11 protein-coding genes are annotated in these 12,257 nt (G+C 63.1%); 7 read left to right on the forward strand and 4 right to left on the reverse strand.

Features of this window, described 5'->3' with window-relative positions:
• Positions 1-2 precede the first annotated feature (2 nt).
• The 4 genes from JFU58_RS11485 to JFU58_RS11500 are packed head-to-tail and all read right to left on the reverse strand — an operon-like array spanning position 3 to position 4,123.
• The gene (locus JFU58_RS11485; RefSeq protein WP_201140694.1) at positions 3-446 is read right to left on the reverse strand and encodes a hypothetical protein; all 444 of its coding nucleotides are present in this window, start codon (positions 444-446) and stop codon (positions 3-5) included.
• Positions 436-1,734 (reverse strand): phosphatase PAP2/dual specificity phosphatase family protein, encoded by a 1,299-nt coding sequence (locus JFU58_RS11490; protein WP_201140696.1) that lies wholly within the window; start codon positions 1,732-1,734, stop codon positions 436-438. The genes JFU58_RS11485 and JFU58_RS11490 overlap by 11 nt, the downstream gene beginning before the upstream one ends.
• 3 nt (positions 1,735-1,737) lie before the next feature.
• A complete protein-coding gene (locus JFU58_RS11495; protein ID WP_201140697.1) occupies positions 1,738-3,492 on the reverse strand; it encodes a bifunctional alpha/beta hydrolase/class I SAM-dependent methyltransferase in 1,755 nt (584 codons plus the stop codon).
• A gap of 10 nt (positions 3,493-3,502) precedes the next feature.
• On the reverse strand, positions 3,503-4,123 hold the full coding sequence (locus JFU58_RS11500; protein WP_201140698.1) for a CDP-alcohol phosphatidyltransferase family protein: 621 nt from the start codon (positions 4,121-4,123) through the stop codon (positions 3,503-3,505).
• Between the two features lie 184 nt (positions 4,124-4,307).
• Here JFU58_RS11500 and hflK (JFU58_RS11505) point away from each other — a divergent pair, with 184 nt between their 5' ends.
• From hflK (JFU58_RS11505) to JFU58_RS11535, 7 genes are all read left to right on the forward strand, one after another.
• On the forward strand, positions 4,308-6,239 hold the full coding sequence (gene hflK / locus JFU58_RS11505) for a protease modulator HflK (RefSeq protein ID WP_093203484.1): 1,932 nt from the start codon (positions 4,308-4,310) through the stop codon (positions 6,237-6,239).
• 9 nt (positions 6,240-6,248) lie between these two features.
• Positions 6,249-7,247 carry a protease modulator HflC gene (gene hflC, locus JFU58_RS11510; RefSeq protein ID WP_167410192.1) on the forward strand — a complete coding sequence of 333 codons (999 nt, stop codon included), beginning with the start codon at positions 6,249-6,251 and terminating at the stop codon, positions 7,245-7,247.
• The gene (gene hflK / locus JFU58_RS11515) at positions 7,244-8,278 is read left to right on the forward strand and encodes a protease modulator HflK (RefSeq protein ID WP_063033768.1); all 1,035 of its coding nucleotides are present in this window, start codon (positions 7,244-7,246) and stop codon (positions 8,276-8,278) included. The genes hflC and hflK (JFU58_RS11515) overlap by 4 nt, the downstream gene beginning before the upstream one ends.
• A complete protein-coding gene (locus tag JFU58_RS11520) occupies positions 8,275-10,170 on the forward strand; it encodes a cation-translocating P-type ATPase (protein ID WP_177025250.1) in 1,896 nt (631 codons plus the stop codon). Before hflK (JFU58_RS11515) ends, JFU58_RS11520 begins: the two co-directional genes overlap by 4 nt.
• Before the next feature lie 107 nt (positions 10,171-10,277).
• Positions 10,278-10,529 (forward strand): BufA2 family periplasmic bufferin-type metallophore, encoded by a 252-nt coding sequence (gene bufA2, locus JFU58_RS11525; protein ID WP_003213503.1) that lies wholly within the window; start codon positions 10,278-10,280, stop codon positions 10,527-10,529.
• 67 nt (positions 10,530-10,596) lie between these two features.
• Positions 10,597-11,442: an MNIO family bufferin maturase gene (gene bufB / locus JFU58_RS11530; protein WP_201140699.1), complete on the forward strand. Its 846-nt coding sequence runs from the start codon at positions 10,597-10,599 to the stop codon at positions 11,440-11,442.
• Positions 11,433-12,218 carry an HvfC/BufC N-terminal domain-containing protein gene (locus JFU58_RS11535; protein WP_201140700.1) on the forward strand — a complete coding sequence of 262 codons (786 nt, stop codon included), beginning with the start codon at positions 11,433-11,435 and terminating at the stop codon, positions 12,216-12,218. The genes bufB and JFU58_RS11535 overlap by 10 nt, the downstream gene beginning before the upstream one ends.
• Positions 12,219-12,257: the final 39 nt, after the last annotated feature.

Raw genomic sequence — 12,257 nt, forward strand, 5'->3', positions numbered from 1 at the left:
CCTTATCCGGCGAAGGGCAGCCAAGGGCTGGCCAGGATGACGGCCACGGTCAGCAGCACTTGCGCCGCCAGCAGGTAGGCTTGCTTGCGCAACAGTTTCAAGGCGCCGCGACGGCGTTCGGTCCAGGGCCGGCCCGCGCGTTTGGCGGATTGCAGGCCAAGGGTTTGCATGGCTTGGTCGAAGTCGGGCGTGCGCTCGGTGTCCCGGGCCAGCAGGGCGAACAGGTCAGCGTCGAAGGCCACCCGCAGCGCCCAGTATTTTTGCAGCAGCCCGAGCACAATCATCCACAGGCTGAGGGTCAGGCAGATCGGCGTGATACTGGCCATCAGCAGTTGCGCGAGGCCGAACAGTACGCCGAGCAAGGTCAGGCCTGTGGATAACTGATCCAGGGAACGGCCGCGGCGCAGCAGGCTGGCGACGACCCGTAATTCCATATCAGCGGGCATGGGTTAAACCCTCCAGGGCTTCACGGTGAGCGGGATGCAGGACCACACGCGAGCGTGCTGTACGAATAATAGCCACCGCTTCGTCGACATTGCCTGCGCGCCCGGTATGTAGCAGCCATGCAGCCACAGCCGTGGCACTTCGCGAGTAACCAAGGGCGCAGCACACCAGCAATGGCCCGGCTGAGCGCAGTCGTTCAATGGCTTGGGCGGCTTCCAGGCATTGCGCGGCGGTGGGCGCCGTGAGGTCGAGCACCGGCAAGCTGTAATAGGCGCGGCCCTGTGGATTAATCGGTAACTCGGCGCAGAGATCGACCACCGCCTTGAATGACTTCAGCTCGCCGCCGGTGGGAATTCGCCCGAGCCAAACGTTATCCACAACCTGATCGGGCTGTGGATGTTTACGTGTCCACAGGCGGGAATTGATCCAGGCGGCTACTAGATAAGGCGCCAACAACCAGCGTACCGCCGGAGTGAGTCGCCCGTCGGCGCGTTTCTGAAAGCCTGAGACGCCCAACACCAGATAATTCGCCTTCATCAACCCGAGGGAAACTGCCGGCCAAAGCAGCCACAACCAGCCCCCACCGAGAGAAAACGCGAGGACCAGACACACCAGCGACCCGAAGCCATAGCGCAACCCCAGCCGCCAACGCTGCCGGTCCCGAGTCAGGTGGGCATTCAGCAGCGGGCTCGGATGTTCCAGCGGCCACAGCCACACACACAGCCAGCCGGCGAGGGCACCTGTGGGTAAGTCGATAAAGTGATGTTGATAAGTGGTCAGTACCGAAAGGCCGATCAGCGCAAACCAGCCATGCACCAGCCAGCGCCAAAGGCCCTGGCTATGCCGCTGGTACATTATCCACAGCACTACTAGCAAGGCGATGTGCAGCGATGGCGCCTGGTTGAACGGCTTGTCGAACCCGGCGAGTACGGCAAACAGCCAACCGAACACGCCGTCCAGTTCCGGCCTTTCGAAGGTGAAGCGCAGTGGCCAGATCAGGAAGCAGGTGACGGCAATCACCTGGGCCGTCAGCAGGCGCAAGGCGTGTTGCTTCAACTCATGGCGGGTGCTGGGCAGCAGCAGGGAAAAACCGTAGAGCAGGTCGATCGACCAGTAGGGCACGATGGTCCAGGCCCAGAACGGGATATGGGTTTCCCAGCCGAACACCATGGTGCCCACGTCGCTGCGCTGGCTGGTGACCCACGTAGCAAAGCCGTAGGTGCTGAAAAACAGCGGCGCCAACAGCAGCAGCCACAGCACCGCCGATTTTAACAGGCCCGGTTCACGCATGGGTCAGACTCGCTGTGCCAGGGACACGCTGAAAATCCCCCACTCATCTACACGCTGGGTGATCTTGCGGAAACCGGCGGCTTCCACCAGTTGATCCATCTCTGCCTGACTACGCCGGCGCATTACCCAGGCCTGGCCCTGACGGTGGCTGGTGAGGGCGCGGGCGATCAGTTCCAGTTGCGGGTGCCACGGTTGGCCGGTGTACACCAGATAGCCACCGGGCTCCACGGCTTCGGCCAAACCGGCGAGCGAACCGCCGACCATCGCGTTATCCGCGAACAGTTCATACAAGCCGGAGACCACCGCCAGCGTCGGTTTGGGCTCCAGCGCTGCCAGGTCAGCCCGGTCAAACGCATCGCCTTTGACGAACTGGGCGATATCCCCCAGGCCTTTTTCACGAATCAGTGCGCCACCGTCGCGCACGTTGATGTCGCTGTAGTCCCGCAACAGGATCGATTCGGGCAACGGCGAAACGCCCTGCAAGGCTTCCAGAATGTACCGACCATGCCCGGCGGCGATGTCGACGATGCGCACTTCCTGCTGCTCGTCCCGCAGCTTGGCCATCGCCAGGCGCAGCAGCTCTTCCACGTTCAGCTTGCGTTGGCGAATACCGCGCCAGCCGATGGAGTTCAGGTAATTGGTGTCGATCATCCGCCCCAGCCCGCCTTTGCCGGTGGGTTTGTTGCGGTACACGTAGTCCAGGGTGCTGCCGGAGTCGAAGCCGGTATCGAAACCAAGCTTCACGCCATCCGACAGTTTGCTGCCCAGGCCCATGCTGGCGCGGGTCATGCGCCAGTAGAGGTCGCGCAGGGAGTTGCGTGGCAACGGCGCGGCGAGGGATTCGGATTCGGCGCAGGTCAGGCCGATCTTGTCGGCATCCAACAGCGTCGCGCGGTCCAGCGGGTGTTCGAAGTTCTGCAGGATAAAGCGCCGGGCGCTGCTCAAGGCCACCGCGCGGTCACGTTCACCGAGGGTGTCGTGGAAGAAGCCGGGGAGGATATGCAGTTCTTTTTTCAGGCTGCCCAGGCGGTCGAAAAACTGCTGCTGGGGTTTGCGGTGCACCACAAAGTCTGAGCCGGAGATCAGCAGTTGGGTCGGCACCTGGATTGCCTGGGCATCGGCTACAACCCGGTCGGCGGCTTCGTACAGGCCCAGCAGCACATTCACCGAGATAGCTTTGGTGATCAGCGGATCGCTGTCGTAGGACGCCACGCGCTCCGGGTCATGGCTCAGGAACTTGGCCTTGACGTAACTGTTGACGAAAAAATTGCCGCGAAACTTGCGCATCAGCGCCAGGCCCGGCCGGGCGAAGGGCACGTAGAGCTTGACCTTGAACGCGGGCGAGGCGAGTACCAGCGAGCGGATCCTTGGTGCGTAGTCGTGCACCCAGGTCGCCGCGATCACTGCGCCGACACTCTGGGCGATCACCGCGAGGTTTTCTTCCTCAATGCTGTAGGTGGTGCCGATATGGTCAACGAAGGTCTGCACGTCCCGCGCACTGGTGGCGAAGCTCGGGCTGTCGCCGCGCGCGCCGGGGGATTGGCCGTGGCCGCGGGCGTCCCAGGCGAAGAAGTCGAATTCCGGCAGGTTCAGTTCGTCCACCAGGTGGGCGATACGCCCGGAGTGCTCGTGGCCGCGATGGAACAGCAAAATCGCCTTGCGGGGTGCAAAGCCCGCGGGCGCGGTGGCGGGCCAGTGACGGTAGAAAAGCTCCACCCCGTCATGGGTGCTGAAGGTGTGCTCTTGCTGTTCACGCATCGCAAAATCCTTATGCAGAAGGGGAGGTTTGTTGTTCTTTGAGGCCTTGGCGCACGCGGTTGACCAGGGTGTAGGCCAACAAGGCCGCGACCAGCCACATCACCGCCTCGACGCAACCGGCACCGAGCCAGCCCAGTGCCACGCCGGTGGCCAGAACCCCGAGCACAAATGCCCGATCGCTCTTGCCCATGGGGCCGTCGTAGCGCCGCGAGGCCCCGACCATCGGCCCGAGCACGCCGGCGTATTCGCTGAACACCGCCAGCAGCGTCACCAGCAATACCGGCGCCAGGCTGACCTCGGGGATCAGCGCAAACGGCAGGATCAGCGCGCTGTCGGCGATCACGTCACACAGTTCATTGAGGTAGGCGCCGAGTCGCGACTGCTGGCCGAATTCCCGGGCGAGCATGCCGTCGATGGCATTGAGGGCCATGCGCAGGATCATCCACAGCGGAATCAGCGCAAACAGCCACACATGTTGTGCGAAGCCGGCAATCAGCAATCCCACCAGGAGGGAAATCACCCCGGCCAGCACGGTGATCTGGTTGGCGGTGGTGCCGTTGTCGTAGAGGCGCTGCACCAGCGGGCGCAGCAGGTTCTGAAAACGCGGTTTAAGCTGATAGATCGAAATCATGGGGAGTGACGCTTCCTTGTCCGTAAGCCCGCGAAAAACTCTGGGGAGTGTGCCGATTTATCACGGTTGAAACCAGTGATGGCTCCTGTTTCTGGGGCTTTCGTCACTATCTGTGTGAAACCAAACAAAAATTTCACGCTTCGGGTTATAGAGTAACTAATTGTTTCTGGGTGGGCGTTTGGGGATGCGAGTGGATCTAGACGCTGATGACGTGGCCATCGAAGGGTTGCCGCGGTTTCAGCAAGGGTTGTTTCATGCCCGCCGTTTAAGGCAGGCCGGCATTGCCCTGACGGTGCTGGCGGTCGGCGGCTGGATGCTGGCGCTGTTTGTGGCGCTGTTCGCCCCGCTGTCGATCTGGCCGGTGGTACTGATCAACTGCGCCTCGGCATTGCTGGTGCTGGTGGCCGGTGTTCAGTCGGCCTGGTGGGTCGCGGATTGGCGGGCCATGGCGCTGGAGGAGCCGGCTGCACGGCTGATCGAGCAGCCGCTGCCACAAGAAGAACCTGGCTGGCTTAACCGGCAGTTCGGTCGCGTCGGCAATGGCTTGCTGGTGCAAATTGGCGCGCCGGTGTTCTGGCTGTGTGGCTGGTCGTTGCTGGCGCTGTTCAGCGTCCTGGAATTCTGGAGCCTAACCTTGCCCGCCGCTGCAGTGGGCCAGGCTGCCAGTGTGGGCGCGGCCATTGCCTTGGCACTGGCATTCGGCTTGCTGGTGTTTGAACGCCGCATGGCCCAGGAAAGCACCGCCCAATGGCCGGAAGCCGCGCAACTCGCGCAATTGAGCCGGGTGGCGATTATCTGCCTGGTGATCAGTGCGATTTGTCTGCTGTTCGCCGGTGAAGAATCCGTCTGGCCGCTGCGCCTGGCCGTGTTGATCGGCCTGTTGCCGGCCCTGGTGGCGCTGGAGTTTCTGTTAAGAGGCTTGCTGTCGCTGTTCAGCCCGCGCCAAGAGCGGCTTGAACCGCGCCTGATGGCGCAAAGTTTTATCGCCGGGATGCTGCGCTGGCCGCCGCAACCGTTGCTCGCCTTGCAGCACGAACTGCACAACCGTTTCGGCATCGACCTGCGACAGATCTGGGCCTTTACCTACATGCGCCGGGCGTTCCTGCCGGTACTGGTGGTGGTGCTGGCTGTAGGTTGGTTGCTGACCGGCGTGCATGAAGTCGCTCTGCAAAGCCGTGGGATTTATGAACGCTTTGGCAAGCCGGTGGAGGTCTTCGGGCCTGGCCTGCATGCCGGTTTGCCGTGGCCGCTGGGCCGCGTGCTGAACGTGGAGAACGGCGTGGTCCATGAGCTGGCCACCAGCGTTGGCGAAGCGGCAAACACCGACGTCGCTCCGGCCGAGGGCCCGGCGCCGTTGATCGCCAACCGCCTCTGGGACGCTACCCATGTGAATGACAAAGCCCAGGTGATTGCCAGCAGCAGCGGCGACAAACAGAGCTTCCAGATCGTCAATATGGATGTGCGCTTCGTGTACCGCATCGGCTTGACCGACCAGGCCGCACTCGCCGCCACCTATAACAGTGCCGATGTGCCCACGCTCATCCGCAGTACCGCCAGCCGCATCCTCGTCCACGAATTTGCCTCGCGAACCCTCGATGAATTGCTGGGTGAAGAACGCAACAACCTCGCCGATGACATTGGCAAGGCGGTGCAAGCGGACCTGAAGACACTCGACAGCGGCGTGGAAATCCTCGCCACCGTGGTGGAAGCCATTCACCCGCCTTCCGGTGCGGCCAACGCTTACCACGCGGTTCAGGCCGCACAGATTGGCGCCCAGGCGCTGATTTCCCGAGAGCGCGGCGCTGCCAGCGAGCAAACCAACCAGGCGTTGCTGCAAGCCAGCACCGCCCGCGACCAGGCCCAGGCCACGGCTCACGAAGTCAGTGCTGGCGCCCAGGCAGCAGACCTGCGCTTCAGCGCCGAACAAAAGGCCTATCAACAAGCGGGCCAGGCCTTCGTGCTGGAGCAGTACCTGAGCCAACTGAGCCAGGGCCTGGCCCACGCCAAATTACTCATTCTTGATCATCGCCTGGGCGCCAGTGGCGCACCGACCATCGATCTGCGTTCCTTTACCTTACCGGCTGACCCTGCGGTGCCGCGTAAAGCCGTTCAATAAGGAGTTCATCTGTTGAGCGCTCATTCTCACGATCACGCGGGCCATGGTCACCACCACGGCCATCATCATCACCATCACGGTGATGAACAGGAAGCCGGCCCGTTCCCTTGGCGGCGTATGGGCTGGGCGGTGTTGCTGGTGCTGTTCGCCGTCGCCGCGGCGAGCCTGGTGCAGGTGCGTTCCGGTGAAGCCACGGTGATTACCCGTTTCGGCAACCCGTCGCGGGTATTGCTGGAACCTGGCCTGGGCTGGCGCTGGCCCGCCCCGTTCGAAGCGGCGATCCCGGTGGACCTGCGCCTGCGCACCACCTCCAGCGGTTTGCAGGATGTGGGCACCCGCGATGGCCTGCGAATCATCGTGCAGGCCTACGTGGCCTGGCAGGTGCAGGGCGACCCCGACAATGTGCAGCGCTTTATGCGCGCGGTGCAGAATCAGCCGGATGAAGCGGCGCGGCAGATTCGCACCTTTGTCGGCTCGGCGCTGGAAACCACCGCCGCCAGTTTCGACCTGGCCAACCTGGTGAACACCGATGCCAGCCAGGTGCGTATTGCTGATTTTGAAGCGCAACTGCGCCAGCAGATTGATCAACAATTGCTCACTACCTACGGCGTGCGCGTGGTGCAGGTGGGCGTTGAACGGCTGACCTTGCCCTCGGTGACCCTCGCCGCCACCGTCGACCGCATGCGCGCCGAGCGCGAGACCATCGCCACTGAACGCACGGCCGTGGGCAAGCGTGAGGCGGCGCAGATTCGTTCGGCTGCCGAGCGTGATGCGCGGATCGTCCAGGCCGACGCCACGGTGAAAGCCGCCGATATCGAAGCGCAATCCCGGGTCGAAGCCGCGCAGATTTATGGCCGGGCCTACGCCGGCAATCCGCAGTTGTACAACCTGCTGCGCTCACTCGACACCCTGGGCACAGTTGTCACACCGGGTACCAAAATCATCCTGCGCACCGACGCTGCGCCGTTCCGCGCTTTGGTGGATGGGCCGAAGGATATTCAGCCATGAGTGAGCGGGAAAGCCTCGACAGCCCGTGGATCCAGGCTGGACGGCTGACGTTCCTGGCGCTGTATGCGGTGACGGTGTTGGCCGCATTGGCATGGGCGTTTTCCAACGTGCGGCAGATCGACCCGCAGAACCGCGCCGTGGTGTTGCACTTCGGCGCGCTGGACCGGATCCAGAATGCCGGGCTGCTGCTGGCCTGGCCGCGTCCGTTCGAGCAAGTGGTGCTGTTGCCCGCAGCGGACCGGGTAATCGAGCGCCGGGTGGAGAACCTGCTGCGTTCCGATGCGGCCACCCAAGCCGACCGCGTGGCCAGTTTTGCCACGCCGCTGAGCGACGCCCTGGCCGGCTCCGGCTACCTGCTGACCGGCGATGCCGGGGTGGTGCAACTGGATGTGCGGGTCTTCTACAAGGTTACCGAGCCCTATGCATTTGTGTTGCAGGGCGATCATGTTCTGCCGGCGCTGGATCGACTGGTCACCCGCAGCGCCGTGGTGCTGACCGCTGCGCGAGACCTGGACACCATTCTGGTGGCGCGCCCCGAGCTGATCGGCGCCGACAACCAGGCTGCCGAACGCCGCGAACGGCTGCGCGGTGATCTGGTGCGAGGCATCAATCAACGCCTGGCCGACCTGACGTCCACCGGCCTTGGCCTGGGCATCGAAGTCACCCGGGTCGATGTGCAATCTAGCCTGCCGGGCCCGGCGGTCAACGCCTTCAACGCGGTACTGACCGCCAGCCAGCAAGCCGACAAGGCCGTAGCCAATGCGCGCACCGACGCCGAGAAACTCACCCAGACCGCCAACCAGGACGCCGACCGTGCTGTCCAGGTAGCTCACGCCCAGGCCAGCGAGCGTCTGGCCAACGCCCAGGCACAAACCGCCACCGTCGCCAGCCTGGCCCAGGTCAAAGACCCCGGCCTGCTGCTGCGCCTGTACCGCGAACGCCTGCCGAAGATTCTCGGCCAGGCCGGCTCCGTGACCACGGTTGACCCTAAAGACGATTCCCGCCTGATCATTCAGGGAGCCGAACAATGACCGCCCACGCCGCCCCGATGCTCTCATCGGCCGAACAACGCAGCGCCGCCCGGCAACTGACCCTGGCAATGCTCGCCTTGGGCTTGCTCAGCCTGGGCCTGGTATGGCGCTGGCTGGCGCCGGACCAGACCGGCGTGAGCCAACTGCTGCTGGGCGTCGCCTCGTTGCTGGTGGCCGTGCCCGTGATGCGCTCGGCCTGGTACAGCCTGCGTTATCCGAGCCTGCATGGCATCACCGACCAACTGATCGCCCTGGCCATGCTCGGCGCCTGGGCCACCGGCGACCTACTGACCGCTGCGCTGCTGCCGATCATCATGATCTTCGGCCATGTGCTGGAAGAGCGCAGTGTCATCGGCTCCCAGGAAGCGATTCATGCCCTAGGCAAACTGACCCGCAGCCATGCGCGCCTGGTGCAGGCGGACGGGACCATTCTGGAAGTCGACAACGGCATCCTGAAGACCGGCGATATCGTCGAAGTGCGTGCCGGTGACCGGGTGCCCGCCGATGGCGTGGTGCTGTCGGGCCAGGCCAGCCTGGACACTGCGCCGATCACCGGCGAATCGGTGCCGCTTGAGGCCAGTGTTGGCGTGCAGGTGTTTGGTGGCGCGATCAACCTCGACGGCCTGCTGCGCCTGGAAGTGACCCGCACCGGCAATGAGTCGACCCTGGGCAAAGTCATCGCCCTGATGCAGAGCGCCGAACGTTCCAAGCCGCCGATCACCCGATTGCTGGAGCGCTACGCCGGCAGTTATATGGTGCTGGTGCTGTTGCTGGCGGCGGTCACCTGGTTTGTCACCAATGACGCCCAGGCGATGCTCGCGGTGCTGGTGGCTGCATGCCCGTGTGCATTGGTGTTGTCGGCTCCGGCCACGGCAATTGCGGGCATTGCGGTGGCGGCGCGTCACGGCATTCTGATTCGCAGCTCGGCATTTCTCGAAGAGCTTGCAGACCTGACGTCACTGGTGGTCGACAAGACCGGCACTCTGACGTTTGGCACCCTGCGTTTGCAGTCCATCGACACCCGCGAGCCGGATCGGCAAGTGCTGCTCAACCTGGCGGCCAGCCTCGGCTCCGCCAGCAGCCACCCGGTCAGCCGGGCATTGGCGGGGTTGGCGACTCAGGAACAAATGCTGGTGCTGTCGGATATTCGCGAGCGCCAGGGCCTCGGTGTGGTCGCGCAGACCGGGCAGGGCGAAGCCGCCCTCGGTCGGCCGGAATTGTTTGAACAACTGGGCATCCCGACCACGGCAGTCCCTAACCACGATGGCCCGATTGCCGGGCTGGCGCTGAACGGGCAATTCCTCGCCTGGCTGTTGCTGGCGGACAGCGTGAAACCTGAAGCCCGCCAGGCGATGAAGGAGCTGCGTGAACTGGGCCTGGGTCGCCAACTGTTGCTGACGGGCGACCGCCAAAGCGTGGCCGACAGCCTGGCGTTGGAAGTGGGCATCAGCGACGTCGAAGCCCAGGCTTTGCCGGAAGACAAGCTCAACCGCGTGCTGGGGGAAATCGGCAGCGGCTTCCGGCCAATGGTGGTGGGCGACGGGATCAACGATTCCCTGGCGCTCAAGGCGGGTGTGGTCGGCGTGGCGATGGGCGCGGGCGGGGCGGATATCGCCTTGGCGTCGGCGGATGTGGTGCTGATCGGTAGCGACCTGCGGCGCTTGGGTACCTGTGTGCGCTTGAGTCGCCAGTGCCGGCACACGTTGCAGGTCAATGTGATCATCGGCCTGGGCTGGACGTTGGCGATCGTGGTGTTCGCCGCATTTGGCTGGCTGGGCGCGGCGGGAGCGATGATTGCGGCGGTGTTGCACAACCTCAGTACGCTGCTGGTGCTGGGTAATGCAGGGCGTCTGTTGCGGTTCCAGGAGCCGTTATTGAAACTCGAGGAATAAATTTTTCAGTCTCGCTGTAACGCCATGGGGGGACCTCACTCTAGTGCTATGTCGAGACTGAACAATCCGTTCAGACCGACTCCACTACCGATCATGAGGAATACACAATGAACATCAAATCCGCTGCTGCTGGTGCCGCCCTCGCTATCGCCGCTGCTGGCATGTTTGCCGGTGTTGCCACTCAGGTGCAGGCAGCAGACGCCCAGGTCCATTGCTATGGCGTCAACGCCTGCAAAGGCCAGAACGACTGCAAAACCAAAGACCACGCTTGCAAAGGCATGGGTTCTTGCAAAGGCCAGGGCTTCCTGTCGATGAGCAAAGCGATGTGCGATCAGAAAGGCGGCAAAGTCGGCGAGTAACCGGTAACCGAGTGCAACCGCAGCGGGCACCCCCTCCGCTGCGGACACTTTCCCCAGGAGTGTTTTTATGTCCGCTTCCCTTCCGAGTCTGGGTTACGGCCTGGGTTTACGCAGCGAGTACTACCAGCAGATCCTTGAACAATCGCCGGCCGTGGATTGGTTCGAAGTGATCTCCGAGAATTATCTGGTGCAGGGCGGCAAGGCCTTGTACTACCTGGACGCGATAGCCGAGCGTTATCCCCTGGTGATGCATGGCGTGTCCCTGTCCATTGGTGGACCCCATGCCCTCGATATCGATTACCTGAAACAACTCAAGCAGCTCTCCGAACGCATCCAGCCGGCGTGGGTTTCCGACCACTTGTGCTGGAGCCGCGGCAACGCGCACCAGTTGCATGACCTGCTGCCGCTGCCATACACCGAAGAAAGCCTGTACCACGTCGCCGGTCGCGTCCGGCAGGTGCAGGATGTGTTGCAGCGTCCCTTCGTGCTGGAAAACGTCTCCAGCTATGTGCGCTCCAAGGCGGATGAGTTTACCGAGTGGGAATTTCTCAACGCCCTGACCCATCTCACCGGCTGCCAGCTGCTGCTGGATGTGAATAACGTCTACGTCAGCTCGCGCAATCACGGGTTCGACGCCTGGGAATTCATTCGCAACCTGCCGCCCGAAAGCATCCGCCAACTGCACCTGGCCGGGCACATGGATTACGGTGACTACGTGATCGACACGCACGACCATCCGGTATGCGATCCCGTGTGGGCGCTGTATCAGCAGACCCTGGAGCACCTTGGACCCGTCTCGACCTTGCTGGAACGCGATGACCATTTCCCGCCATTCCAGGAGCTGCTCGACGAGCTGAACAAGGCCCGTGAACTGGGCGCGAGCGCGTTGGACAGGAGAGCGTTATGCGCCTGATCGATTGGCAGTTGGCCTTTGAACAGCACTTGCTGGCCGAGACGTCCACTGCCAGCAACAGCTTCAGTGCCACCTTGATCGGCGGCCCGACCCTGGATGTCGAGACGGGCCTGGCGATTTACCACAACGCCTATCACGCACGGTTGCAGGAAGTGCTGCGCGATGACTTCAGCGCCGTCTGGTATTGGCTGGGGGACGATGAGTTTGCGCAGTTGGGTTCGGCCTATATCCGGCGTTACCCCTCGGCCCATTACAGCCTGCGTTGGTTCGGCGAGCGGTTCCCCGGGTTTATCGTTGAACATTATGCCGAGCAGGGCGCTCCGCTGGCCGAGCTGGCGCGGCTGGAATGGGCCTTCACCCTGGCCTTTGATGCACCGCAAGGCGAGCCGTTGACCCTGCAAGACATGGCAACGCTGCCGCCTGAAGACTGGCCCGGGTTGCACGTGCAGCTCGCACCTTCGGTGCAGAAGGTGACGTGTGATTTCAACAGCCTGGGTATCTGGCGTGCCAGCAAGGGCGAGTGGGACTTTCCCGGCAGCGAGGCCTTGCCGTTGGCGCAGGTCTGCCTGGTCTGGCGCCATCAGAATGTTTGCCAGTACCGCAGCCTGGAAGCGGCTGAAGACGGCGCGCTGACCGGCATGGTCACCAGCGGCTGGAGTTTTTCCGAACTGTGTGCCGAGTTGGCAGTCACTTACCAAGAGGGCGCGCCATTGCAAGCGGTTACTTGGCTGAAACAGTGGGTCCAGGAGGGTTTGCTCCAGCGGCGGGCACCATAGAAAAGGGCTATTGTTTCGATAGCCTGCTAATTTTTCCGT

Source organism: Pseudomonas sp. TH34 (genome assembly GCF_016650865.1).
Classification (GTDB): Bacteria; Pseudomonadota; Gammaproteobacteria; order Pseudomonadales; family Pseudomonadaceae; genus Aquipseudomonas; species Aquipseudomonas yamanorum.